Origin of the sequence: Dietzia sp. SL131, assembly GCF_026672565.1 — a bacterium.
Classification (GTDB): domain Bacteria; phylum Actinomycetota; class Actinomycetes; order Mycobacteriales; family Mycobacteriaceae; genus Dietzia; species Dietzia kunjamensis.
Map to the genome: position 1 here is coordinate 2,386,987 of NZ_JAPPRI010000003.1, position 23,426 is coordinate 2,410,412.

The 23,426-nt window shown below is 68.5% G+C and carries 29 protein-coding genes; 15 read left to right on the forward strand and 14 right to left on the reverse strand.

What is annotated here, in order from left to right:
* The first annotated feature begins 114 nt into the window (after positions 1-114).
* The 6 genes from OVA21_RS12150 (at position 115) to OVA21_RS12175 (ending at position 3,822) form a co-directional block, all read left to right on the forward strand.
* Positions 115-450, forward strand: a complete 336-nt coding sequence (locus OVA21_RS12150) for a helix-turn-helix domain-containing protein (protein ID WP_067716093.1) — start codon at positions 115-117, stop codon at positions 448-450.
* Positions 447-1,292 carry an ImmA/IrrE family metallo-endopeptidase gene (locus tag OVA21_RS12155; RefSeq protein ID WP_253695405.1) on the forward strand — a complete coding sequence of 282 codons (846 nt, stop codon included), beginning with the start codon at positions 447-449 and terminating at the stop codon, positions 1,290-1,292. The genes OVA21_RS12150 and OVA21_RS12155 overlap by 4 nt, the downstream gene beginning before the upstream one ends.
* Positions 1,289-1,918 (forward strand): hypothetical protein, encoded by a 630-nt coding sequence (locus OVA21_RS12160; protein WP_067716090.1) that lies wholly within the window; start codon positions 1,289-1,291, stop codon positions 1,916-1,918. Before OVA21_RS12155 ends, OVA21_RS12160 begins: the two co-directional genes overlap by 4 nt.
* Positions 1,919-2,039: 121 nt before the next feature.
* Positions 2,040-2,303, forward strand: a complete 264-nt coding sequence (locus OVA21_RS12165) for a hypothetical protein (protein WP_132063127.1) — start codon at positions 2,040-2,042, stop codon at positions 2,301-2,303.
* Positions 2,304-2,392: 89 nt separating this feature from the next.
* The gene (locus OVA21_RS12170; protein ID WP_268092473.1) at positions 2,393-3,580 is read left to right on the forward strand and encodes a GDSL-type esterase/lipase family protein; all 1,188 of its coding nucleotides are present in this window, start codon (positions 2,393-2,395) and stop codon (positions 3,578-3,580) included.
* Entirely contained in the window at positions 3,577-3,822 is a 246-nt protein-coding gene (locus tag OVA21_RS12175) for a DUF6480 family protein (RefSeq protein WP_067716083.1), read from the forward strand. The genes OVA21_RS12170 and OVA21_RS12175 overlap by 4 nt, the downstream gene beginning before the upstream one ends.
* Before the next feature lie 76 nt (positions 3,823-3,898).
* On the opposite strand, the gene OVA21_RS12180 is transcribed toward OVA21_RS12175, so the two are convergent.
* Complete coding sequence (locus OVA21_RS12180) at positions 3,899-4,519, reverse strand: hypothetical protein (RefSeq protein WP_156523575.1); 621 nt, start codon at positions 4,517-4,519, stop codon at positions 3,899-3,901.
* A 6-nt stretch (positions 4,520-4,525) separates the two neighbouring features.
* Positions 4,526-4,669 carry a hypothetical protein gene (locus tag OVA21_RS12185; RefSeq protein WP_156523574.1) on the reverse strand — a complete coding sequence of 48 codons (144 nt, stop codon included), beginning with the start codon at positions 4,667-4,669 and terminating at the stop codon, positions 4,526-4,528.
* 297 nt (positions 4,670-4,966) lie between these two features.
* On the opposite strand from OVA21_RS12185, the gene OVA21_RS12190 reads away from it, so the two are divergent.
* The gene (locus OVA21_RS12190; RefSeq protein ID WP_069388400.1) at positions 4,967-5,509 is read left to right on the forward strand and encodes a Dps family protein; all 543 of its coding nucleotides are present in this window, start codon (positions 4,967-4,969) and stop codon (positions 5,507-5,509) included.
* 156 nt (positions 5,510-5,665) lie between these two features.
* A complete protein-coding gene (locus tag OVA21_RS12195) occupies positions 5,666-6,709 on the forward strand; it encodes an alcohol dehydrogenase catalytic domain-containing protein (protein WP_069388401.1) in 1,044 nt (347 codons plus the stop codon).
* Positions 6,710-6,757: 48 nt separating this feature from the next.
* On the opposite strand, the gene OVA21_RS12200 is transcribed toward OVA21_RS12195, so the two are convergent.
* The 3 genes from OVA21_RS12200 to OVA21_RS12210 form a co-directional block, all read right to left on the reverse strand.
* A complete protein-coding gene (locus OVA21_RS12200; RefSeq protein ID WP_069388407.1) occupies positions 6,758-7,135 on the reverse strand; it encodes an excalibur calcium-binding domain-containing protein in 378 nt (125 codons plus the stop codon).
* A 100-nt stretch (positions 7,136-7,235) separates the two neighbouring features.
* Positions 7,236-7,922, reverse strand: coding sequence for a hypothetical protein (locus OVA21_RS12205; protein ID WP_227022441.1), 687 nt, complete (start codon positions 7,920-7,922; stop codon positions 7,236-7,238).
* A 37-nt stretch (positions 7,923-7,959) separates the two neighbouring features.
* Entirely contained in the window at positions 7,960-10,482 is a 2,523-nt protein-coding gene (locus tag OVA21_RS12210; protein ID WP_268092474.1) for a helix-turn-helix transcriptional regulator, read from the reverse strand.
* Positions 10,483-10,594: 112 nt separating this feature from the next.
* Here OVA21_RS12210 and OVA21_RS12215 point away from each other — a divergent pair, with 112 nt between their 5' ends.
* Positions 10,595-11,038: a hypothetical protein gene (locus tag OVA21_RS12215; RefSeq protein ID WP_067716069.1), complete on the forward strand. Its 444-nt coding sequence runs from the start codon at positions 10,595-10,597 to the stop codon at positions 11,036-11,038.
* Between the two features lie 34 nt (positions 11,039-11,072).
* On the opposite strand, the gene OVA21_RS12220 is transcribed toward OVA21_RS12215, so the two are convergent.
* The 5 genes from OVA21_RS12220 to OVA21_RS12240 form a co-directional block, all read right to left on the reverse strand.
* Entirely contained in the window at positions 11,073-11,552 is a 480-nt protein-coding gene (locus OVA21_RS12220) for a cupin domain-containing protein (protein ID WP_268092475.1), read from the reverse strand.
* 362 nt (positions 11,553-11,914) lie between these two features.
* A complete protein-coding gene (locus tag OVA21_RS12225; RefSeq protein ID WP_081615253.1) occupies positions 11,915-12,493 on the reverse strand; it encodes an AAA family ATPase in 579 nt (192 codons plus the stop codon).
* A complete protein-coding gene (locus tag OVA21_RS12230; RefSeq protein ID WP_268092476.1) occupies positions 12,490-13,029 on the reverse strand; it encodes a hypothetical protein in 540 nt (179 codons plus the stop codon). The genes OVA21_RS12225 and OVA21_RS12230 overlap by 4 nt, the downstream gene beginning before the upstream one ends.
* Before the next feature lie 107 nt (positions 13,030-13,136).
* Positions 13,137-13,970 carry a TIGR04255 family protein gene (locus tag OVA21_RS12235; RefSeq protein ID WP_132064194.1) on the reverse strand — a complete coding sequence of 278 codons (834 nt, stop codon included), beginning with the start codon at positions 13,968-13,970 and terminating at the stop codon, positions 13,137-13,139.
* 748 nt (positions 13,971-14,718) lie between these two features.
* The gene (locus OVA21_RS12240; protein ID WP_069388436.1) at positions 14,719-14,997 is read right to left on the reverse strand and encodes a WhiB family transcriptional regulator; all 279 of its coding nucleotides are present in this window, start codon (positions 14,995-14,997) and stop codon (positions 14,719-14,721) included.
* A gap of 127 nt (positions 14,998-15,124) precedes the next feature.
* On the opposite strand from OVA21_RS12240, the gene OVA21_RS12245 reads away from it, so the two are divergent.
* The gene (locus OVA21_RS12245; protein ID WP_067716063.1) at positions 15,125-15,742 is read left to right on the forward strand and encodes a response regulator transcription factor; all 618 of its coding nucleotides are present in this window, start codon (positions 15,125-15,127) and stop codon (positions 15,740-15,742) included.
* A 14-nt stretch (positions 15,743-15,756) separates the two neighbouring features.
* Here OVA21_RS12245 and OVA21_RS12250 read toward each other — a convergent pair whose 3' ends face one another.
* The 3 genes from OVA21_RS12250 to OVA21_RS12260 are packed head-to-tail and all read right to left on the reverse strand — an operon-like array spanning position 15,757 to position 17,834.
* Positions 15,757-16,014: a type II toxin-antitoxin system ParD family antitoxin gene (locus OVA21_RS12250; RefSeq protein ID WP_268092477.1), complete on the reverse strand. Its 258-nt coding sequence runs from the start codon at positions 16,012-16,014 to the stop codon at positions 15,757-15,759.
* Between the two features lie 42 nt (positions 16,015-16,056).
* Positions 16,057-16,899 (reverse strand): ABC transporter ATP-binding protein, encoded by an 843-nt coding sequence (locus tag OVA21_RS12255; RefSeq protein ID WP_268092478.1) that lies wholly within the window; start codon positions 16,897-16,899, stop codon positions 16,057-16,059.
* Positions 16,899-17,834 carry an ABC transporter substrate-binding protein gene (locus OVA21_RS12260; RefSeq protein WP_043569174.1) on the reverse strand — a complete coding sequence of 312 codons (936 nt, stop codon included), beginning with the start codon at positions 17,832-17,834 and terminating at the stop codon, positions 16,899-16,901. Before OVA21_RS12260 ends, OVA21_RS12255 begins: the two co-directional genes overlap by 1 nt.
* A gap of 63 nt (positions 17,835-17,897) precedes the next feature.
* On the opposite strand from OVA21_RS12260, the gene OVA21_RS12265 reads away from it, so the two are divergent.
* The 4 genes from OVA21_RS12265 to OVA21_RS12280 all read left to right on the forward strand — a co-directional run bounded on the left by OVA21_RS12265 (position 17,898) and on the right by OVA21_RS12280 (position 21,521).
* On the forward strand, positions 17,898-19,001 hold the full coding sequence (locus OVA21_RS12265) for a FecCD family ABC transporter permease (RefSeq protein WP_223210273.1): 1,104 nt from the start codon (positions 17,898-17,900) through the stop codon (positions 18,999-19,001).
* Positions 18,998-20,056, forward strand: a complete 1,059-nt coding sequence (locus tag OVA21_RS12270; protein ID WP_007634060.1) for a FecCD family ABC transporter permease — start codon at positions 18,998-19,000, stop codon at positions 20,054-20,056. Before OVA21_RS12265 ends, OVA21_RS12270 begins: the two co-directional genes overlap by 4 nt.
* Positions 20,049-20,888, forward strand: coding sequence for a siderophore-interacting protein (locus OVA21_RS12275; RefSeq protein ID WP_268092479.1), 840 nt, complete (start codon positions 20,049-20,051; stop codon positions 20,886-20,888). The genes OVA21_RS12270 and OVA21_RS12275 overlap by 8 nt, the downstream gene beginning before the upstream one ends.
* A gap of 183 nt (positions 20,889-21,071) precedes the next feature.
* Positions 21,072-21,521, forward strand: coding sequence for a helix-turn-helix domain-containing protein (locus tag OVA21_RS12280; RefSeq protein ID WP_139019124.1), 450 nt, complete (start codon positions 21,072-21,074; stop codon positions 21,519-21,521).
* Positions 21,522-21,596: 75 nt separating this feature from the next.
* On the opposite strand, the gene OVA21_RS12285 is transcribed toward OVA21_RS12280, so the two are convergent.
* Positions 21,597-22,736: a plasmid pRiA4b ORF-3 family protein gene (locus tag OVA21_RS12285; RefSeq protein ID WP_268092480.1), complete on the reverse strand. Its 1,140-nt coding sequence runs from the start codon at positions 22,734-22,736 to the stop codon at positions 21,597-21,599.
* Positions 22,737-22,806: 70 nt separating this feature from the next.
* Between OVA21_RS12285 and OVA21_RS12290 the strand changes: the two genes are divergently transcribed.
* A complete protein-coding gene (locus tag OVA21_RS12290; protein ID WP_194307360.1) occupies positions 22,807-23,415 on the forward strand; it encodes a hypothetical protein in 609 nt (202 codons plus the stop codon).
* Positions 23,416-23,426 lie beyond the last annotated feature (11 nt).

The window sequence follows — 23,426 nt, forward strand, 5'->3', positions numbered from 1 at the left end:
CTGGAAGTTCGTCGCTCTGTGGCCGCCCATAACGCCACCTACGGGCTCGACTGCTGGGCCACTCCTCAGCTACACTGAATCAGTTCTGCAGTAGTGATTCAGGAGGGGGTCCGGATGCCAACGCTGCCCCACGGTGCGAGGATTGCAGCTGCGCTCAAGCTGGCGAACATCTCCCAGCGAGAACTCCAGAACCGCACCGGGATCTCGCAAGCGACGCTGAGCCGGGTTGTCAGCGGCCATCGCGCCGCCAAAATGCCCGAGCTCATCCAGATCGCCGACGCCACCGGCGTGACAGTTGCTTTTCTGACTGGCTCAGACGCCTCCGAACGAGTGCAGTTCGCCGCTCGAGCCACCAACGGATCGGCCATGGAGCAAATGCACGAACAGCTACTTCACTTCATTGAGCTGGACGCCTACCTCGACGACCAGGCGATATTCGCGAGCATATGACGGGCACAGAGGGAATGTCCGCCGAGCAAGCCGGCAAGCGCGCGGCGATGGACTTCCGCGCCAGGCATGGGCTCGGCGTCCAACCCTTGGGCGATCTCGCGGCGATCATCGAGCAGTCCACGGGGATCGATGTCGCCGTCCTCGACGCGGACCGAGACCAGCACGGATTAGCGATGCGGGATCCGTCGCGCGGCGCCATCTTCATTGGCGTTGCGCGTACTCGCCACCCAATGAGGCAACGAAGCACACTCGCCCATGAGCTTGCCCATGTGATTTTCGACGACTGGAACGCAGGTCAAGACCTCAGCGAACGCTCTCCGGCAGAGGTTCGCGCCGACTCATTCGCGCGACACCTGCTGATCCCAGAAGAGGGACTCGAAACTCACCTGGGTCAGCGCGTGTCGTTTTCCGAAGCGGACTTGTCAGCGGTGGTGCAGTGGTTTCTGGTGTCACCGCCGATTGCCGCGATAAACCTGGAACGTGCCGGGTACATCACCGAGTCGACTAAGCAGGAGTGGAGATCTCTCTCTACCCCGACGCTCGCCGCCCGCTACGGATGGAGCGACCAGTACCGATCTCTGGAAGCAGAATCCGACCGGCCGCGTCCACCGCGAAAGCTCTTGGCTCGCGCAATCTCCGGTTACGCAGAGGGGGTCGTCAGCGCGCAGACCATCGCCTCACTGAGAGGCATCGACGCCGAGCAAGTGGAAGCCGAATTGGCACAGGCAGGTGTCGTTCCGCGCAGGGCCGAAGTCTCATCGCTCGATGCATCCGACCTTCCCACCGTCAGTATCGACCTGAGCGACCTCGACGACGAGGGGCGCGAGGGCGGGACGGTATGACCCCGCGCCCGATCATGGACGCCGGACCCGGACTGAACTTCTTCGCCTCGCACAGCGAACGACTGCTGTTCGGCACGCTCGGCTCCCTCTGCGTGCCGGAAACCGTCGCGCGAGAGATGCGACAGAAGGCCACACATCCTCGGTTTGAAGCTGCTGGACGGGTAATGAGCAAGCTCACGCCGAAGTATCTGGAAGTCCTTTCCGACGACGAGACGGACCAGTTGGTACGCGCGGTCACCCGCATCAGCGGTACGCCCTTCGCCCAGCGCATTCGACGCTCCCGCGATCTCGGGGAGACCATGGTCATTGCCCACGCCGCGGTAGCTGCCGAGTCGGGAAGCGACGTGCTCGTACTCATCGACGACCGCGACGGTCGCGAACGCGCATCGCGGGAGAGCGATCGTCTACGTCGACTCAGGCACAGCGGCCAGTCGGTCGGGAGCATCAATCTCATCAGTACGCTCACCGTGCTCGAACGCGCCGCTGGCGGCCAATTCCTGCCCGACAAGCGTGCGCTCAGAGACCTCTACGCCAAACTCCGCCCGCTCGACGACGGCCTACCGCCGCTGAACTCGACTCGGCTGTTGGCCTTGCCCTGCTGGACCAAGATCTCAGGCGACGAGTAATGCCCGATTATGGGCGCTGGCTGAATGCACATTGGACGATTCCTTGTTGCGCCGGAGCGTGTGGCTACGCTTGCCTCGTAACCGCAGAACAGTCGAGCAAGACCGAACCAGGGAGGACTCGATGTCGCAGTCACTAGTTCACTTCCTGCTGGTCTACAGCTTCGACGAACAGCGACTCATCCACCAGGACGAGTTCACCGATACCGAGCTGGCCGTCGCCGCCTACGAGGACACCGAGGCGCAGTACCGCAACAGCGCCGACGTCGACCGTTTCGAGGTCGTTCTTGTGGGAGCAGACAGCATCCAGACCGTGATGCGCACCCACGGCCACTACTTCAAGGACTCAGACGAAGCCATGTTCGCCGACCTCCTCGCAAGTCACTAGCCCTGTTAGACCGCGCCGAGCCCCCGCCGCCGGCAAACGCAGGCGCCCACCAGCCCGGCCACACGGCGCCCGTAGTGGACACTTGGCCCATGACGATCCGCACTCCCTTGACGCCCGAGCTCCTGCGCGGTCACGAGTACCTCAAGACCACCTCGCGCGGGCTGCGACCGCATCGGCTTCCGGTCTGGGTCGGCGCCCGGTTCCCCGATCCGCAGTTGCTGTCGGTCGAGGCGCAGCCCTCCGGGGTCCGGGTCGCGGTGGTCACCGACGCGGAGAGCATCGAACTGGTCACCCACCCCACCCGCCTCGCCTACCGCGGTATTCACCGCCCCCGCGGGAGCATCGATCTGGTGGTCGACCACCGACTCGTCGCGAGCGACCGGCTCACCGGCGGCGACGCCATCGAGACGGACCTCCAGACCGGCGTGACCGAGCTCGTGCCCGGCCCACCGCACCTCACGCGGTTCACCGGGCTGGGCGCCGGCGAGAAACTCGTCGAGCTGTGGCTGCCGCACAACGAGCAGGTCGACCTCGTCGAACTCCGGACGGATGCCCCGGTGACACCCGCGCCGACGGACAGGCGCCGCTGGCTCCACCACGGGAGCTCGATCAGCCACGGCTCCAACGCCACGTCGCCGGCGCGGACCTGGCCCGCCCTCGCCGCCCGACTCGGGGGCGTGGACCTGCGCAACCTCGGCGTCGGCGGCAGCGCGCTCGTCGACCCGTTCATGGCCCGCGTCATGCGCGACACCCCCGCCGACCTGATCAGCCTCAAGCTGGGCATCAACGTCACCAACTCGGACTCGATGCGGCTGCGCGCGTTCATCCCCGCGGTGCACGGGTTCCTCGACACGATCCGTGACGGGCACCCCACCACCCCGCTGCTGCTCGTCTCGCCGATCTACTGCGGCATCCACGAGGACACCCCGGGCCCCGGCGCGTTCGATCCGGACACCTTCCACACGGGTGAGGTGCGGTTCATCGCGACGGGCGAGACCGGGGGCACCGCGCAGGGGCGGCTGACTCTCCGCGTCATCCGGGACGCGCTCGCGTCGATCGTGGAGGCCCGGGACGACGAGAACCTCCACCATCTCGACGGCACCGCGCTGTACGGATCCGCTGACGCCGACGAGCACCCGCTCCCCGACGCACTGCACCCCGACACCGCCACGCATGAACTGATCGGCACGCGCTTCGCCCGGCACGCGTTCGGGGACGGGGGCCCCTTCGATCACGGCGGTCACACCCGTGGCGAATCGTGTACACACGGGCTATGACGACTACGCCCCCGGATCCGGATCCCAGCGACTCCCCCGACCTCGACGCGGGCGGCTCCCCCGTGGGTCCCATGACGCCGGACTCGGATTCCACCTCCCTGGCCTCGGACAGCGCTCGCACGGGCCAGAGCCCGACCAAGTCGAACTCGCGGGCCGGCATCGTGGTGTTGCTGGCGATCGTGGTCCTGGTAGTGCTGGTGATGGTCTTCGGGCTCGTCGGGAGGATGTTCGGACTGGGGTGAGCGGACGGGGTGACGACGACGACGACGAGGGCCGCGGCAGAGTCCGATCCTGCCACGGCCCTCGTTGCGTGAAGGCTCAGCTCCCGGCGACGGCGCCGATCAGCTGCCCGACGTCGATGTTGTTGATGAGGTCGGCGGAGAACACGGCGGGGTCGGCGCCGATGTCGCCCAGCGCGCTCGAGCCGGAGGTCAGCGACCCCAGACCCAGTCCCTCGAGGCTGCCGGTGACGGCTTCGGCGGGGTTGGGCTCGCGGATCGTCACGCAGGTGTTGATGGGGTTGGCGACCTTGCGGCCGCTGGCCAGGACGAGGGTCGTGGCGGCGCCGGTGTTGAGCACGTCGCCGGGGGTCGCGTCGTCGGGCACGCGGTAGGTGGTCTCGAGGGTGGCCTTGGCGTTGCCGGCGGTGGTCCACCCGGCCCCGGAGTGGCGGACGGAGTTGGTGGCGGAATCGCGGATCACGTCGTCGGTGACCGTCGACCACGTCTGGCCGCCGACCAGGTACCAGACGCTCTCCCGCGCCCGGACCAGCTCGAACCCGGCCGGATGGAAGTCGTCGATCCGGCCGACCAGGGCCCCGGCGCCGCTGACGGTGGTCCGGAACGTCACGGTCCCGCCGGGGGCGGCGGTGCCGTCGCCCACGACCTCTTTGGTGAGGTGGTAGTCGGTCCACAGGGTGGAGGCGTCGTTGAACGTCACGGTCTGCTAGGTCGCGCACTCTGTGGCGGTGGGCTCTGCGGTGACGGGCTCGGCACCGGCGACGCCGGCCCCGGTTCCCGCGGCGAGCCCGGAGGCGACGAGCAGCGCGGCCGCGCCGGTAGCGACGGATCGGAGGGTCCGTGATGTCATGTGAATCCTGTCTTCAGGCGAGGGCCGCGGGGCCGCTCGATGCGAGTGAGGTGGCCGGCAGGTGAGCTGGTGCTCATCACGTGTCGGCGCTTCCGATGGTAGGTCGGAATCCGACATTTTGGACGGTTGTCTTGGTTCTTGACGGTGTCAACCTCACGGCCGATCCCCGGCCGATCACAGGGCCGATCGCCGGGCTGTTCGCCGGGCTGATCGCCGGGCTGTTCGCCGGTCGGCCGCCGGGCCGCACCGTAGCGGCGATCGGTCGCAACCGGCAGCCGCCGCCGCTACGGTCGAGCCATGCCTCAATTCACTGTTCCAGGATTGTCCAGCGCCGACTCCGCCACGCTCGCCGAGACGCTGCAGAAGCGCCTGACGGCGTGCAACGACCTGCACCTCACGCTCAAGCATGTGCACTGGAACGTCGTGGGTCCCAACTTCATCTCGGTGCACGAGATGCTCGACCCGCAGGTCGAGCTGGTGCGCGGCTTCGCGGACGTGCTGGCCGAGCGCATCGCCACGCTGGGCGGTTCGCCGGTGGGCACGATGGGCGCGAACGCCGATCACCGCTCGTGGGACGACTACTCCCTCGGCCGGGACACCGCGCAAGCCCACCTCGGTGCGCTCGACAAGGTCTACGACGGCATGATCTCCGACCACCGCAAGGCCATCGCGGTGGCCGGCGACGTCGACCCGGTCACCGAGGACATCCTCATCGGCCAGACCGCGGAGCTCGAGAAGTTCCAGTGGTTCGTGCGCGCGCACCTCGAGAACGCCGCTGGCAGCCTGCCCACCGCTGACGACGCCTCGGAGAAGGCCGCCGCCAGGGACGCCTCCGCCTGAGCCGGGGCACGCGCTGAGCCGTCGGGCCGGACCCCTCCCCGGGGTCCGGCCCGCTGGCGCCTCTGGACAGCCGGCGCCTCTGGACAGCCGGGGGATACTTGTGATGGGCGTCATTCGTCTGGTGCGTCCTCCGGCGAGTCAGCGAGGTGTACAGCCATGAAGGCAGTCGTGTTCGAGGGTTTCAAGACCTTCCCCGTACTCAAGGATGTCGACCGGCCCTCTCCCGGTCCCGGCGAGGTCCTGCTCAAAGTGGCCGGTTCCGGTGCGTGCCATTCCGACGTGGGCCTGTTTCACGATTTCCCCGGCGATCCCACGGGCTTTCTCACCCCGCCGTTCACCCTGGGCCACGAGGTCTCGGGCTGGGTGGAGAAGCTGGGCCCGGGCGTCACCGGGCTCACGAAGGGCGATGCCTACCTGGTCTACGGCCCGATCGGCTGCGGCCGGTGCAAGCCGTGTTCGCGCGGGCAGGACACGTACTGCCAGGACGTGCCGTCGGTGGGCTACCTCGCCACCGGGTTGGGTCGCGACGGCGGCATGGCCGAGTACATGACCACCTACGCCCGCAACCTCGTCCCCCTCGGCGACGCCGACCCCGTGGCCGCGGCCCCGCTCGCCGACGCCGGCCTGACCCCGTACCACGCCATCAAACGCGCGATGCCCCACCTGACCACGCCCGGGGCGACCGCGCTGTGCATCGGCCTGGGCGGTCTGGGCCTGGTCGGGGTGCAGATCATCAGGGCGCTCACCGGGGCCACCGTGTACGCCACCGACACCAAGCCCGACGCGGTCGCCGCCGCGGAGGCCGATGGCGCGATCGGTGTCCCGACCGACGGCGCCGCCGAGAAGGTCAGGGAGCTCACCGGCGGGCTCGGCGTCAACGCGGTTTTCGACTTCGTCGGCGCCGGCCCGACCCTCGAGCTCGCGGCGGCCTGCGTGGCCCAGCAGGGCTCGCTGACGGTGGTGGGACTGGCGGGCGACGACTTCGCCTGGAACGCCTTCAAGCTGCCCTACGAGGTCGACTTCTCCTCCACCTACTGGGGCACGCTCGAGGACCTCCACGAGGTGGTGGAGTTGTACCGGGCGGGCAGGATCTCGCCGGAGGTCCACGTGTATCCGCTCGACCGGGCGCTGGATGCCTACCAGCAGCTCGTCGACGGCCAGATCAGCGGGCGGGCCGTGATCGCGCCGCACGGAACGTAACCCCGCGAGGACACCGCGCCCACCGCCCGCCGCAGGAGCCAGCCAGCCCTAGCGGTTGTCCCGCTCGCAGGCGATGCCGTCGTTGTCGCCGTCCATCGACGGGTCGTAGTACTCGCTGCCGCGGTGGATGGGGGCCACTCCGAGGTCCCACGCCTCGCGACAGCCCGAGAGCCGACGGGCCGGCGTGGTCGCGGGCGCACTCTCGACCGGCGCGGGCATGAACTGCGGGGCCCAGACCAGCGGGAACGGCAGGAGCGGCAGGGTGGCGGGGTCGAATCCCATCGGGACCGGTACGACGATCGGCGCGATGTCCGGTACGGCGATGACCCCTGATCCGACGGGGATCTCGGCAGCGACGGCGGAGGGGGCGGCGCCGAGGGCGACGAGAGTCGCCAGGCCGAGAGCGGTGAGGGAACGACGGATCATGGTGTGAACCTCGAGGGGGAAGGCCATGGGAGTGGCGTTGAGTAGTGAGCTCAGATTAACCGAGGCACGTTCACGTCGCTGACCGTTTCGTGCGGACGCATCACACGAGCATGCGCCGGGAATGCGACCGCGAGAGCTCATAGGTCTTGACGATCCAGAACATCGCGAAGGCGTAGAGCGCGGCGGTCTCGACCAGGAACAGCCACAGGGTGGAGTCCATCAGCCAGGCGATGAGCAGCGCGAGGGCCGGGAAGAGCAGGACCAGCACCACGAGGATCCGATAACCCAGGCGATAGCTACGCTGCAGCTCCGCGTTCGGAATGGAGGCGATCGTCTCCTGCCCGTAGAAGAAGATCGACAGTGCCGCCAGGACGAAGAAGGACGTGGCCGCCACCGCGTGGGTGATGCTCACCGCGTTCAGTCCGGGTGAGGCCGGGTCCTCGGTCGGGAACAGGGCGACGACGATCGCGAGCGTACCGGCGGCGTTGAGCAGCCAGTTCTCACCGCGCGTATAGCCGCGGTACGCCACCAGAGCGACCCCGATCGCCACCAGCGTGCCGACGAACAGCCCGCGGGCCGGCGTGTAGTAGAAGGAGCTCAGCGAGTCCATCATCGGAAAATCGGGGGCGAGGGTCACCCACACCAGAAGAGCCACGGGCAGGCCGATGGCGGCGCCGGCGATCACCATCCGGAGCACGAAGTACGTCTCCACGATGTAGGCCGCCGGGGCCTCGCAGAAGGTCGCCCGATCACCCGGGGCCTGCCGACCACTCTCTGACTGCTGCACGCGCACACCTCGAATCCGACTCGGCCCCGCCGTGGTCTCAGCCTCGCAGTCGGGTACCCGTCTTGGTGTAGATCCGGTTGAGGTGCCCCTCCACCGTCCGCTTGGACAGGTGGAGTTCGGCGGCGATCTCCGCGTTGGTCAGTCCCTGCCCCACCAGGTCGGCGATCTGGGATTCGCGGCGGGTCAACGAGACCCCGGCCGGGACCGAGACCGCCGGGCCACCGACGCGGGTGAGGCCGGCAAGGGGCCCGCCCAGCTCGGTGGTCGCGAGCATCCGCTCCGCCTGGGAGTGGTACTGCGATCCCGGCGACGCCGCTTCGCGGGCACGGTCCGCGGCGACCGCCGCCACCATGTGCAGCCCGTACGTCCGGGCCCGGCGGGCCGCGTCCAGCAACAACCGGGGTTTGCGGGCCGACATCGCCACCGCCAGGTCGCGTACCAGCACCGGCACGTCGCCGGTGACGTCCACCTCGGCCAGTGCCCGGCAGATCTCCGGGTCCGCGGTGAGGACCCCGGCCAGGGCAGCGCGGGTGGCGGCACCGTTCAGCCCCTCGTCGATCAGCGACCGGACGACCTCGCCCGCCTCGTCGGGGCGGCCCAGGCAGACGAGCACCCCCGCCTCCACGCCGCGGATCTCGGGACCCACCGGCGAGTTGGCGTACCCCGGGATGGCGCGCATCCGCTGCAGGTACTCCTCCGCCGTGGCCGCCTGCCCGGACATCGCGGCGGCCAGCGCGTACAACGACAGCGCACGGGACAGGAAATCCTCGGGACCGTCCACCTCGACGATCGCCACCGCGTCGGACGCCGCACTGATCGCGGCCGGCAGGTCACCGGCGGCCAGTGAGATCTCGGCGTCGACCACCCGTCGCACGCCGTGATCGACGCGCACGGAATCGTCCTGCTCCACGGCGACGACCGGCGCCAACTCGGTGAGCAGCGCAGTGATCCCGAAGCCGTGCAGCATCACCGACACCAGCGCCGCCAGGAACTCCTCCGACGCCCACGTCTGGTTGCCCATCGAGCGGGACCGGCGGGCCACGCGCCGGATGACCGCCAGGGCCGCATCGGACTGCCCCATGGCGTCCAGCGCGAGGGCGTGGATCGGCTCCAGGCGGCGCGCCCACTCGGCCGGAAGATCAGCGGTGAGCTCGCCGTAGGCGCAGGCCGCCTCGCGGTAACGGCCCGAGTAGCTCAGGTGCACCACGGCCAGCGCGTCGAGCACCGCGTGCCCCGGGTGGCCGGCGGGGAGCCACTGATGCGCTGAGGCGATCAGCGGCAGCGACTGCTCGGGGCCGCGGTCGCGGTAGTGCGCGAGGTCCGCGCGGGCCGTGACGTTCTCGATGAGCACCCGGGTGTGGTCGGCCCCGCCGGGATCGTCCCGCAGGCAGGCCAGCGAGCGGTCGAACATCGCCGCGGCGTCGGGCAGCCGGTCGAGCAGGCGGAGACACGAGCCCGCGATCAGCGACAGCTCGGCCTGCTGGAACGACGCTGTGTTGAGCGCGGAGCGCTGGGCGGCGTCGTGGAGCTCCACCCCGGTGCGGTAGTCGTGGCCGTCGAGGGCGGCGCGGGCGGCGGCCACCACACACCCCGCGTCGATGGGGCGGGCGTTGACCAGCGCCCACAGGATGATTCGCGGGTCCGGTTGGAAGGGAGCCGCCATGCCGGTGATCTCGCCTGAAGCCCGCCCGCCGGCCCGGTCGTCGGCCCGCTCGCTGGCCCGGCCTGCGTCACGGCATGCAGCGCGATCGAGCACGGCCGCGTAGACCTCGCGGCGCCGCCGGTGATCGGCGCCGGCCCGCAGCGTCCTGGCCAGGACCGGCGGCTGCACCGACAGCACCTCGATGCCGCCCTCGTGCCGCTCGAGCAGCATCCCGCGGGAGAGGAGGTCGCTCACCACGTCGTCATCGTGTAGCCGAGCCAGGTCGTCGAGCAGGATGCGTCGGGCGAGGGCCGCAGTGGTGAGGGGGCCGAGGTCCGCGGCGGCCGTGCGGGGGTCGACCCACAGGTGCGGGTCGACGGCCACGCCCGCGATCGCGGTGGCGGGATCCTCCACCAACTCCAGCCGGTCGCGGGTGCGGCGGGTCAGCCGGCGGGCGGCCAGGTCGTCGTAGGTCGCGCGCAGCGCCGTGAGGTTGCCGTGCGAGGACGCCCACAGTGCCTCGACCAGCCGCGCCGACACGGGCATACCGACGGCCTTGGAGACCACCATCTCCGATTCGCCGCGTGTCAGCAGGCGTAGTGGAAGCCGGGTGGTGCGCGTGCTCACCTCGTCGTCGTATCCGGGAGGCAGTGCCGCACCCACCCTGGCCGATGCCACCAGGACCGCACCATCGGGGACCTTGCGGGGCGGCGCACTCAGGCGATCCAGGTCGTCCCACACCACCACGGGGACCCCGGCGGCGCGGAGACCTGCGGCGATGTCGGCCGCGCACCGGCTGGCGCCTGCGCCCGGAGGCCCCACCACGAGCACGCCGCGCCGCGTGTCGGCACATCGCGCGGTCGCGCGTGCCACGGTGTCGGACCGCACCGCCGCACGGGTCGTGTTCCACGCGGGCACGGGACCCTCCTCGCTGCGCCGGAAAAATCAGGTGTGACGCACTCTATCGACACCTGTCTGCGGCGGTACACGCTATAGGCAATCTGTTCCGTTCTCGTGGAGAGGTAACCGCATGACCCGCCCGTCGACCGTCACCGCCGCGTCGTGGATCTGGCTGTTCTGCGGCCTGTTCAGCACGCTCACCATCACAGGCGTGCTGGCGGCGACCGACCTGTTCGGGTTCGTCGTGCCGCTCGGCGGCCCCGAGGACGTGTCGACCGCCGCCCCGGGGGTCGCATGGATCGGCGCGATCATCGCGATGGGCATGGTGTCGGCGATAGTCCTGCAGGTGGTGGCCGCGGTGAAACTGCGCGACGGCGAGCGGTGGGCGCGGGCGCTGTTAACGATCGCGGCAGGCCTCACGCTGGTCACCGCGCTCTGGGACATCACCCTGTGGTCGGCGTGGGTGCTGCTCGGGGCCCACCTGGTGGCGTTCGTCCTGGCGTACACCGACTCCGCCACCGCGTACCTCGAGGTCCGGTCCCCCGACCCGGCGTGGGCGCCGGTCTACGCGTAACCCGGGCAGGAGGGTCGCTGGTCACACCGGCTGCCTACTGCTCACACTTCGCGAGATCCGTCTCCTCCGTCGGCATCCCCTCCGGAGTGAAGTGGGTGACCATAGCCACCAGGTCCTCCGACCCCTCATTGACCGTCTCGTGCACGTACCAAGGGTCTTCGACGACCGAATCGCCGGCGCGGTAGACGTGTACGCCGCCGTGGTAGGCGTCGGCGTAGTGGGTGAGTTCGCCCTGCTCCACAACCACGACCAGTTGTCCGTGGTGGCAGTGTCGACCGGTGCCGACCCCGGGCGCGAGGGTGATCCTGCGATGCGTCACCTTCACCCCGTCGGCGCCGCCGTCCACGGCCAACTCGATGGGTTCGTCCTGCCGGCCTTCGACGATGTCAAGGGCGCGGATGGTATCCCGCTCCACTACAGGAGGCGCGGTCGATTGCGGGCTGCACGCGGCCGTCGCAAGCACGGGTACTGCGACGGCGAGTGCGACGCCGCCTCGGATCGATGGGCGCGTCATGGTCACTCCCCCGCGTCCGCTCGGACGGTCTCGACTCACAGGCTCGGCTCCACGCTAACGCACACCGGGACGCGGGTGAAGGATCGATTACGGAAGGTTGATAAGGGAACTGCACCGACGACGACGGCTCTCCCGCGTCCGCCCCCAAGCATTGGGAAGGCGGAACTGACGGGGTGGGCGGTCACTGCACGGCCGGTTGGCACTCCGGCCGCGGCAGGGAACTTTTTTCGTCAATGCGCGTCCACCAACGAGCAGAGAAAGGAAGCGGCGGTTTCGGGCTACAACCAGGCCGCTCGAGGGAGCAATCACGACTGCGGCGAATACAAGGTCAACCAGCCAGCCTGCGCCGACCATTTGGCGATTTACAGCTCTCGCGAACCACGCAAGAGCGTTGCCGGAGTCCAGTCTGGCCAATCAGGCTCGTCCACAAGTATGCCATTGATATATTGCGCAACCACGCGCGTTTTTGAGCGCTCGTTGCTGTATATCGTTGCCTGCCCACAGCGTGGGATGGCAGCTTGAACGAGAGGCCACACACGGTGGTAACGCTCACGGATCTTGCTTTCGGGAACAGAATGGCCGCCACTATTCACGCGCAGACGGACCCTTTCGACTGCAAACTGTTCGGGCACCATCAATACATGGAGGACCACTCGGAAACCCGCGTCGCGGGCACGATCAATTAGTTCGAGCTTCGACGGGTGCGAAAAGACCGTTTCTGCAATGAATGACCTGCGGCGCACAATAAGCTGGTTCCGAGTTAACTCCGCGACCTTTGCTGCTTCGTAGGAGTGCGACTCTGGGTCTGTCGGCCATTTGCGTTTAGCGATCTCGTCCGCATTTACAAACGGCACACCCAGTAGCGGCTGCAATTGTCGATCGACTAGTGTCGACTTACCCGCGCCGTTGCAACCCACGACCAAGTCTAGGCGCGGATTCACCAGTCAAGTACGACCGTAGATCCGTCTGGCCGGTATTCGACCATACGTCCAGCGTCATCCAACGCGACCGAGGCAAATCCTTCCGACGCGCGACGCTCTACATGATCGTCGCTACTTAGCCTTTCCTCCAGCCGGGCATCGAAACCGGCGTCGTGAACCACCGCGTCCTCCTCGGGAAGTAGCTCGCTCGGTATTGATCCCGTTTTTTCTTCAACCAAACGTCGATATACGGACAACCGAGCAATTAAGTTGCCGGCGATCTTTTTCCATTCATCGACTTCCATGCCTCGACCGGCCACCACCGCAGAAGCTTTTCTATCCCCCTCGTGCACCTCTGGACCCAGTGAAGCATCTGTAAGCCGCTCATCGGACCCCGCCGAGCCTAGAGTGTTCACATAGTTTTCAATGAGCACTCGCGAAACAAACGTTTTGAGTTCGGAATCTAAGACGTTTTCGCTGGCGACTACAAGCCTTACCGACTTAGCGAATTCATCCGCGCGCGCTTCGCTACCACTTAGCGCCGATCGAATTGCCATGTATCCGGGACTTCCTGAGCCTGACAAGATCGCCTTATACGCGGAGTTGAATTTATCTTCCGAAGACGGTAGGTGCGAAATCCCCGCAGCCCTATCAGTTAGTGTCATTATCGGATCAAACTCCTTGTAGCGTCCGTAATAGAGGCTTCAAAAGCATAGTTCTTTACCGCCCTTAGCGAGGCCAACTCGTCCACCAATTGATCCCCCATCCTCTCCGCCGAAACATCAATCACAACGGGCCGCCGCGCGTCGATATCCAAAACAACCTGAACGCCGCCAGGCTCGTCGCCATCCGGCGGCAGGCTGGCTGTCGTGATAGCGACCGTGCCCTCTTCCGCTATGGGTAGGACTATTTTGCCGAAAAATCCTACCGCGGATTGCGTCAGGAAGGAAGGGATCTCGACAGTGGTTCTTACGTAGTCGCGAATATCTGTTACTCTGTCGGGGAGTTCGATCTTATTAATGTACCTAATTCCTACAGCTACTATCCGGCGTGGGGCGACGGCCGCAACATAGCTAGAAAGGGCGTTCGTGGCGTGCGCGAGGAATCTCTCCCAGGTCAAATATTTCTCAGTGGTGGAGTACACGAACTCAGTCGCCCCACAGAACGCTACGTGCTCACCTTCCTCCGAATAAGGCGTGGCGCTTGATTCAAACGTGTACCCCTTAATATGCGCGTCTCTGGTGGCGGTGGGGGGGTCGCTAAGTGTGTAACGGACTTCGCCGACAGCTTCAGCGGTCACCGTAGGGCCTGAGAAGGTATCTTGATCGCCGTATACGTGTTCCAAAGAGTCGAGTTCAAGCCCCAGTCTTGGTTCAACCTCGATGGACATTATTGCTTCCACGATCGGCGCGGCAGCATAACTCTCCACCGGCAACTCGATTTGCGGCGAAGACGTCAAAACGTTGACATCGTCGTCTCGGAGCTCATGGGTACTCACAGATCCCACACTAGCCGAGCGGTTACCGCCGCTTGGCGGACCGACATCGGCGATCCGGCGTTTCTAGGTCCTGACGGCTCCTGCATGCCTTCCCCTCAGGGCCCTGCCCTCTAGCAGTAGTGCCGATCCATCCCGCACTCATGCAGTACACATGAGTCGGCGCGCACCCCTACTCTGGATCACCGCCGCAACGTCGTTGTCATCGCCACCGGTCGCGCGGCTGCGCGCTGGCCTGATACCGCCAAACTGTGACTGGACGACCTCATCGTTGAGCCCTCGCGTGATCGGGAGCTCGGCAGCGCTGCCGCAAGGCTGGCGCGCCGGGGCCAACGGCAAGCAATGCCCATGACGTCGACGTCTCAGACAACGGGCAGCGGAAGTGGCGGGCCGGCTGGTACCGGCCCGCAGTCACCGGGTGGCACGGAACCGGCCGTCCTCCGCCGCGTCGCGACCGCCGCCTCGCGCACCCCGATCTCATAGCGAGGTCGATTTTGATCGCGTTTGCTCAGGCGAGACCAGCACCGATCGCTCAATTATGAGCACTCGACGAGGCCGCCAACCAGAGCGTTCCGAGCTTTCAGTGTCAGTTCCGAGGGTGGTTTATGGGTGGGGCAGGCGTCGTGGGCCATGTCGAGACTCCCACGCGAGTGCGTGGTACGTTCCTACATCCTCACCTGGGGCGGGTCGGTACGAGGACTGCAGCTCCACCCCAGCCCGGGTAGCTCGCGTGAGCTTGGAACCCCTCATCTCACCCCGTCCGCTGCCGCCCGGCGAGCTTGTGCCGGTCGAGTTCGGTCATCCCACCCCAGACGCCGTAGAGCTCGCCGGCCTCGATCGCGAACTTCCGGCAGGTCTCGAGCACGGCGCAGCCGGAGCAGATCGCCTTGGCGGCGTCCTCCTTACGACGACGCACTCCCTTGGGCTCGTCCTCCGCACTGTAGAAGAGGTCGGGGTCCCCGACGCACGCTCCGTCGTCCCTCCAAGCCCAGTACTCCGATGTGGGTTTCAGATTCCTGAACCGTGGCACTCGTACTCCTGTCGCGGAAGGCGGAAGATCAACGACGAAGTGTCTCCCGGGACCACCCGGGCGCGCCTCACCCTTAGGGGTGTAATCGCTGGCGCGGCCGGTTGTCGTCCGTTGCTAGGCTCTGCACATGCCGATCAGGGTCACAGTGGTCAATGACTACCTCGTCGTCGTCGCCGGGGTGAACGCCTTCCTGGCCCCCTACTCCGACCGGATCGAGATGGTGGAGAAGGAGATGGTCACCAGCGGCTCGGCCACGGTGGACGTGGCCCTGTACGACTCCTTCGCCTCATCCCTGGGCAAGGACGACCGCCTCGAGAACCTCCTGCAGGATCCGACCATCGGGGCGGTCGCCGTCTACTCGTTCACCTCGGACCCGGCCGCGGTCCGAGACAGCCTCGACGCGGGCGCCCACGGGTTCCTGTCCAAGTCCCTGACCGCGCCTGAGCTGGTGAGCGGCATCGAGCAGATCGCCGCCGGGAACCGCGTCACCCTCACGGGAACGGGCCTGCCGATCATGGGTCCCGACAAGTGGCCTGCCAAGGAGGCCGGCCTCTCGCACCGTGAGGCCGAGGTGGTCAGCCTGATCGTGCAGGGGCTGTCCAATGACCAGATCGCCGAGCAGTGCTACCTCTCGCTCAACACGGTCAAGACCTACGTGCGTTCGGCCTACCGCAAGATGGACGTGACCACCCGGGCGCAGGCTGTCGCGTGGGGCATCGAGAACGGCCTCAAGCCCGACCGGTAGGACTGAGTGCGACTTCACACGTGACGGGACGGATTCATTCGCTGGTGGAGGAGCCGGAAGAACGCGTCGAAGTCGAATTCCTCCGGCGCACCGCTCTCCTCGCCGGCAATGAGCGCGCGGCGCAGCGCGGCGAGCTGGGTTTCGTGGTCCTCGAGGAGCCGGAGCCCTGCTCGGACGACCTCGCTGGCTGAACGGTAGCGCCCGGAATCGACCTCGCGAGCGAGGAAGTCGATGAAGTGTTGGTCCAAACTGATGGAGGTGTTCTGACCCATGCGGCAACGATACCAAGAATTGGTAACACCGTGGCTCCGGATTCAGCTCCGGCCACGCCGATCGAGCGGGACCACGGTGGGCGTTCCCGTCACCGGGTCGGCCGCGATCAGGCACGGGAGCCCGAAAACCTGCTCCGCCAGCTCGGCGGTGAGGACCTCGGCCGGGGCGCCGGTGGCCACCACGCGGCCGTCCTTCATCACGACCAGGTGCGTGGCGTAGCGGGCGGCCTGGTTGAGATCGTGGAGCACGGCGATCACCGCGCGACCGCTCTCGTGCTGGTCTCGGAGCAGGTCCAGCACATCGTACTGGTGCGCGATGTCGAGGTAGGTGGTGGGCTCATCCAGCAGGAGGATGGGCGTCTCCTGGGCCAGCAGCATGGCGACCCACACGCGTTGGCGCTGGCCGCCGGAGAGTTCGTCGACGAACCGGGTCGCCAGATCGGACACGCCGGTGGCGGCCATCGCGGCGGTCACGGCGGTGTCGTCGGAGCGGCTCCACTGGCGTAGTGGGCTGTGGTGCGGGTGTCGGCCCCGGGCCACCAGGTCGTCGACCCGGATCCCCTCCGGAGTGACGGCGCCCTGCGGCAGGAGCCCGATCCGGCGGGCGACCTCCTTGGTCCGCAGCTTGTGCAGGTCGTGTCCGTCGAGCAGGATTCGCCCCTCGCCGGGAGCGATCACCCGGGCCAGCGCCTTGAGCAGCGTGGACTTGCCGCAGGCGTTGGGGCCGACGATCACCGTGAACGCGTCCTCGGGCAGTTCCAGGTCGAGGTCGGTGGCCACGACCCGGCGTTCGTAGGCGAGCCGCGCCCCCTCCACCGTGAGCCCGCGCCCGCGCTCGAGCTGGGCGCCGGCGCGGGCATCACGGCCGAGGGAGGTGGGGCGCATCAGCCCAGGATCTCCTGGACGTCGTCGAGGATCTCGCCGGCGCCGAGGACGCCGATGCCGACCATCCAGGTCTCGTCCTCGACCTCATAGGTCTGGCCGGACTTCACAGCGGGCAGGTCGCCCCACAGTCCGGTCACGGTCGCCATGGTCGTGGCCGACGGGTCGCCGCCGGGGTTGGTGAAGAACACGACCTCGCCGGTGATCTGCTCGTACAGCTCCGGGGAGAGCTCGGCCATGGAGTACTCGTTCCACTCGCGCTCGCCCAGGTCGAAGCCCATCTGGGACAGGATCGAGCCGGAGAACGTCTCGGGGCCGTAGAGGCGGAAGTTGTCCGGGCGGAACCGGACGATCGACAGCGTGGTGCCCTCGGCGCCCACCTGCTCACCGACCTCGGCGATGCGGGTGTCGAGGTCGTCGATGAGCTGCTCCATCTCGTCGTCCTCGCCGACGGCGGCGGCGGTGATCCGCGCCTGCTCCTGCCAGTCGGTGCCGGAGTTCTCGGAGTACACGGTGGGGGCGATGCCGGAGAGCTCGTCGTAGATGGCCTCGTGGCGGACCTTGGCGCCGATGATGAGGTCGGGGGCCAGCGCGGCGATCGCGTCGATGTCGGGCTCGGAGGTCAGACCCACGATCTCGGCGTCCACGCCGCCGAGGTACGGCGGGGCGCCGGTGCCGGCGCCGGATTCGGTGATCCCGACGGGCGTGTGGCCGAGTGCGACGAGCGCGTCGAGGTGCGGGGAGTCGAGGACGACGACCCTCTCGGGCGTCCCGTCGATCACGGTCTCGCCCATCGCGTGGGTGACGGTGTAGGCGTCGTCCGAGGAGGCCTCGGCAGTGTCGCTGCTGCCGGAGCACGCGGACAGGGCCACCGCGGAGGCGAGGGCCATGGCGATCAGGGCGGGCACCGAGCGGCGCCGGCGTGAGATTCTGGTCATGGATACAGATCAAACCACACAGGCAAGGCTCACCTAACAACTAGTCTGGTCTAGGGTTCCACCGTGGCCCCACGACCTCTCCCCGACGCCGACGCCGACGCACGGCCCGCGGTGCCGGCCCCCGACCGGGCAGCCGCCCCGGCAGCAAGCGCTGCCCAGCCACCCCGCCGCGGGGTCGGATTCCTCCCCGGACTAATCGTGGCCGTGCTGGCCCTGGCGGCCGCCGTCGTGGCCAGCCTCGCGATCGGCGCACGCCCGATCCCGCCCGCCGAGGTGGTGGGCGCCCTGCTCGGCCAGGGCACGCAGAGCGTGGTGGGGATCGTCGGCGAACTGCGGGCCAACCGGACCGTGCTCGGGCTGGTGTGCGGTGCGGCGCTCGGCGCGTCCGGGGCGCTCATGCAGGCCGTGACCCGCAATCCGATCGCCGACCCGGGGATCCTCGGCGTCAATGCCGGCGCCGCGCTGGGGGTGGTCGCCGGAGCGACGCTCACCGGCGGCCTCGGCCTGGCCTCCACGGTGTGGTTCGCGCTGGCCGGCGCGGGCGTGGCGTCCGCGATCATCCTGCTGCTCAGCACCTCGGCGCTCGCGGCGTCCTCACCCGTTCGGCTCACGCTGGCCGGGGTGGCGCTGGCGGCGGTGCTGTCCGGTCTCAGCCAGACGTTCGTGGTGCTGGACGAGACCGTCCTGCAGGCGTACAGCTTCTGGCAAGTCGGCTCGCTCACTGCGCGGTCGATCGACGAGGTCACCGGCGTGATCCCGCTCGTCGTCGCGGGCGCGGTGATCGCCCTGCTGCTCCTGCGCGGCCTGGACGCGCTCGCCCTGGGCGACGATTCGGCGGTGGCGCTGGGCGTGCGCCCCGGGTGGGTGCGGGTGTGGTCGCTCGTCGCCGTCGCACTGCTCGCCGGGACCGCCACGGCGCTGGCCGGCCCCATCAGCTTCGTGGGTCTGGTGGTGCCCCACCTCGTCCGCGGTCTGGTCGGTCCGAGCCTGATCCGGGTGGTCCCGCTGTCCATGGTGGTGGCGCCCGCGCTGTTGTTGGCGGCCGACGTGATCGGCCGGGTGATCGCGGGCGGGTCCGAGACCCCGGCGGGCGTGGTGATGGCGTTCATCGGCGCGCCGCTGCTGGTGGCGTACCTGGCCGCCGGCCGACGAGTGGGTGTCGCATGACGATAACCGCACCGCGCCCCGCAACAGGCCTGCCCAGCGACGAACGCCTCCTCGCCGCCGGCCGATTCTCGGTGCGGCTGCACCTGCGCACTGCGTGGGTCACTGCGATCCTCGCCGTCGTCGTCGTCATACTCGTGGCCGCCTCGCTGGTGATCGGCGAGTTCATCATCTCGGTCCCCGACGCGGTGGCGACCCTGCTCGGCGACGCACCCGACCGCACCACCAACTTCTTCATCCACGAACGCCGCCTGCCCCGGGCGCTGGTCGCGCTGGCGGTGGGCGCGGCTCTGGCGACGTCGGGCGCGCTGTTCTGCGCGCTCACCCGCAATCCGCTGGCCAGCCCGGACATCATCGGCATCACCCAGGGCGCGTCGGCGGGCGGGGCGACGGTGATCCTCGTGCTGGGCGGCGGGATCGCGCAGGTCGCCACGGGCGCACTCGCGGGCGCGGCGCTCACCACCGGGTTCATCCTGGCCCTGACGTGGTGGCGCGGGCTCAGCGGCGCCCGCCTGGTCCTGCTCGGCGTGGCCCTGGGCGCCCTGGCGATGGCGTACGTGGCGCACCTGCTCTCCCGCGGCTTCGTGGCGAGCGCGGTCACCGCCCAGATCTGGCTCACGGGCTCGCTGCAGGGTCGCGGCTGGTCCGAGCTCTGGCCGCTGGCGTGGGTGCTGCTCGTGGCGTCGGTGGTCATCGCGAGTCGGTCCCGGGCCATGCGCGCGCTCGCGCTGGGCGACGACGTCGCGGTGGCCCTGGGCGTGCGACTGCGGAGCACGCGGTTGGTCCTGTTGGCGGCGGCCACGGTCCTGGCCGGGGCGGCGGTGGCGACGGCCGGGCCGATCTCGTTCGTGGCGCTGGTGGCTCCGCACCTGTCGCGGCTGCTCACCCGCAGTGATCGCGTCCTGCCGGCGGCGCTGCTGGGCGGGGTGCTGCTCCTGGCCTCGGATCTGGTCGCCCAGCACGCATTTGCCCTGCCGCTTCCGGTGGGTGTGGTGACGGTGGTGCTCGGCGGGCTGTTCTTCCTGGGTCTGTTGTGGCGGGAGGGGCGTCGTGCCTGAGCAGGCGGTCCGGCGACCGCGCAACCCCCACCGGGCGGAGAGCTGGCAGCCGACCGCGCTGCGGCGGGTCCGAGTACGCGCCGTCGAACCCCTCGCTCCCGAGCTGGTGCGCGTGACGCTCGAGGGCGACGAGCTCGGGGAAATCGCCACCGACGCCGGCGATGCCGTGCCCGCCGTGCGCAGCCCGTCCTTCGACGACGTCGTGGTCTTCTGCCTGCCCGATCCCGTGACGGGCGAGGTCACCCTCCCCGTTCCCGCGCCGGGTGGCGGGCTGGGCCACCCACCGGGCAGCGCCGCGCTGGTGCGGGAGTACACCGTGCGGTCCTTGCGAGACGGCGCCCTCGCCGTGGACCTAGTCCGCCACGCCTCGGGCGCGGGCGTGCGCTGGCTCGAGTCGGTCCGGCCGGGTGACGCGCTGACGATCGTCGGCCCGCGGGTGAGCCGCGCACTCCCCGCGGTGGACCGGATGCTGGCCGTGGGGGACGCCACCGCCCTGCCCGCGCTGGCGCGGCTGATCGAGGAGCGGCCGCCCGCCTTGGCGCTCGACGTGTTGGCCGCGGTGCCCGACCCGTCCGCGCTCCCCCGCTCTGTCCTGCCCGCGGTCTCTCCTGCCGACGCCGACCGCGTCCGGGTTGAGGTGGCGGCGGCGGCGCCCGGCTCGGCGGGCGAGCTCATCGACGCGCTGACCGCAACCGAACTCCCTACCGGGTTCGCGTGGGTGGCCGGCGAGTCCGGGATGGTCACGGCCGTCCGCCGTCACCTCCTCGCCCGCGGCCAGGAGGCCGCCCGCGTCCAGTTCACCGGATACTGGCGCCTCTGCGGGCCGCTATAGCAGTCCGCCTGCCGAGTGTGCACATCGTGAGCATGCCGATCTGATCCGGCAGCCGTCTTGAGCCGCGTAGGCGATGACAACCGCCGTGCGCGCCCGCAGTGTTGGAAATAGCGAACGTGACCGCTTCTGTTAGCTATTTCGAACGTTTACGATGTGTTTGATCCGCCGAACACCGGGAGCATCATGGCAACGTTCGCCGCCCAGGCCCGGACCGTTACCGACATCGCTACGTCGGTGAGGGACGCCCGTCTCGCCGCGGGGATGAGTCAGGCCGACCTCGCGGCGGCAGCCCACCTCAATCGCTCGTGGGTGAGCCTCTTCGAGAGCGGACACACTTCCAACGCGTCACTGAGCAAAGTGCTCGCGATGATGGACGTTCTGGGCATCACGATCCGCCTGTCGTACACAGTTCCTGACTCAATGCCCCTCGTACTCGACTCAGCCCGTCGCCCACGGCGCTCGCCAGAAGAATCCGACACGGCCGATGCACCGGCGGGCGATGGCGAAGCCCTCACCGCCGCACATCCGGCTCCCCTCGATGAAGCTGCCCTTGCAGCTGCTCGCGCCATTCGGGAATCCCACCGTGCCCGCGCCATTGCAGATGACCTCGACCGGCGATCGTCCAATGCCTGACAAGGAAGGTTCAGTGTCGGCAGGTTCTCGCCTGTTTCGGGTGAGCTCTCCGGGTTGCGGCACCGACGACGCCCGTCACCACCAGTCGAGCGGGGTGCCGTAGAGCCGGTCGTGCGGCAGGCTGCGGGCGATGAGCTCGGTGAGGGCCTCGTGGTCGTTCTTCAACGCGGTACCGCGGCGGGTCGGGCGGAGCTCGCCCTTGTACTTGCGCACCAGCCCCAGCGCGCGGGCCCAGTCCCTCAGCTGCCAGATCGGGAACGTCAGGTCTTCGCGATTGTTCTTCCCGATCCACTTGCGGTCCCAGCCGGTGTCGATCATCAGTTGCTCGACCATCGTCGGCGGCAGGTACCCGGCCGCGGTGAGCTTGACGCCGTCCCCGATCCGCTCCAGCAGTATCTGCAGCTTGGACGCCTCATCCTGCTGGACTTCCCGGAGGGTGGCGGGCATGTCAGCGATCTCGACCACGCGCTGTTGCGCATCGTCGAGGTCGAACGCTTCCGCGTCCCACCCCGCCCAGAACTCGAGGGTGTGCGGGTCCCAGCCGTCCGGGTCGGCGTCCCCGGCTATCCACTCGTTGTAGGACCAGATCCCTCCGCAGTCCTCCGGTGGGCATGCCCGGCGGCCGGCCACCACGGTTGCATCCGGGGACTCGCCGTCGTCGTCGTCGGGCTCCAGGACCTTCTCCACGGTGACGCGGTGCCACCAACTGTCACCGAAGTCGTACAGGTACAGGAACTTGTCGCCGGCACTGTGCGCCAGCTCGTCGAGTCGTACGTCGGCCTCGTCGAGCTCGCCCATCTCCCCGGCGTCGGGGTAGTCCATGGAGGCGAAGTGCTCGGCGTCGCGGTCCCGGCGCGACGACGCGTGGACGAACTCGTGCAGGTGACTGTTCGTCCAGCCCATCACCTCCTGCAGGATCAAGTGCAGGCGCGGCAACTCCAGGTCGCTGCGCAGGTCCAGGCGCCGCCAGATGGGCGGGGACGAGTCCAGCAGCTCGACCTTGACGCGGTAGACCACCGGTGTTTCGCGCCTCGGGTGCCGCCGGTTGACGGCCGGGCGCTCCCACGGGGACTGGTAGGCAGCCCCGGCCGCCAATGAGGCCATCAACTCGGTCTGCGGGACTCCCGCGCTCGCCAGCGCATCGAGAACGGCCTGTTTCAGTTCATCTGCGGAGAGGTCGCCTGGTCCGTAGGGGCGATCTGTCGAAGGCGTCACCTCACCGACGATACGAGATGCGAGCGGCGCGCTAGGACACCCCCCGGTTGGAGAAGTAGTCTCACCTGCCATGGACACCGTCGAGCCCGACCTGTTCGACCTACCCGAGCCCGCGCCTGAGCCCACCCCGCAACCCTCGCCTGCGCGGCCCCGCCCCGGGAGGAACCGCGAGACGTGGGCCTGCACTGTGTCCGCGGAGGTGGCGATAGTCGACACGGCGGCGGTGACGGCGGCGCTGGCCCAGTACCTTGAGGACACGGTGGTGGTCGATGCGTTCTCCGGTGCGGTGATCGAGGACCCGGCGAGCGAGGAGGCGGGGCCCGATCCCACCCTGCCGCCGCTGCCTCAACTGGCCTGGCTGATCTGGCCCACGGGCGGCGTGGAGGAGCTCCTCGAAGAGGGCGCGTTCCGGGTTCTCGATGTCGAGAGCACTGTGACCACCGAAACCTACGACCGGGGCACGATCACGTGGACGGTCACGGTCAAGCTCACCGACGTCCAGCTCCTGCGTCGCGTCGCCACGCGAGCCCACCCCGCCGACGCCGACCTCATCGCGAACAGTCTGTCCGTCGCGTGGCAGCGCGCTGCCGACTCGTTCGCTCCCCTGCGTTCGATCCCCGGGATCTCGTGGCGGCCGGTGTCCGTCGAGGTCGAGCACGTGTCGGCGCGGAAGCGATGACGACGACGAGG